Source organism: Streptomyces sp. NPDC059696, from assembly GCF_042733745.1.
Classification (GTDB): Bacteria; Actinomycetota; Actinomycetes; order Streptomycetales; family Streptomycetaceae; genus Streptomyces.
The window spans coordinates 1-415 of sequence record NZ_JBHWFG010000157.1 but is presented as its reverse complement, the minus strand read 5'-3'; the positions used below and the strand labels follow the sequence as shown (position 1 = coordinate 415).

Here is a 415-nt window from a genome sequence, read left to right as displayed (position 1 = left end):
CAATTTCGGCGCCCAGTCCACCCGATTGCCCGGCCTCGTGCGTGATGACCAGGCGGCCGGTCTTGCGAACGGAGGCCTCAACCACGGGATAGTCCACGGGAGCCAGGGAACGGAGGTCGATAACTTCCACGGATGTGCCCTCATCGGCAGCAGCCTGCGCAGCGTCCTTAGCCGTCTTCACGAGAGGACCATAGGCAACCAGCGTGACGTCCGAGCCGGGATTCACCACTGCTCCCTTGTCAAGGGGCAAGGCAGCAGAAAGGTCCAGACCCTCGTCCACGTCCCCCTTGTCGTGGTACCGGCGCTTGGGCTCGAAGTACAGCACGGGATCATCGGAGGCGATGGCCTGCTGGATCATGGTGTAGGCGTCCTGCGGATTGGACACGGCCACCACCCGTAGCCCGGAGGTGTGGGT

At 64.1% G+C, this 415-nt stretch carries 1 protein-coding gene; it reads right to left on the bottom strand.

The window, feature by feature from the left end; genetic code table 11:
• Window positions 1–385 (bottom strand): transketolase C-terminal domain-containing protein (locus tag ACFV20_RS37310; RefSeq protein ID WP_385665671.1); only part of this gene is annotated, 385 nt, incomplete at its 3' end.
• Window positions 386–415: the final 30 nt, after the last annotated feature.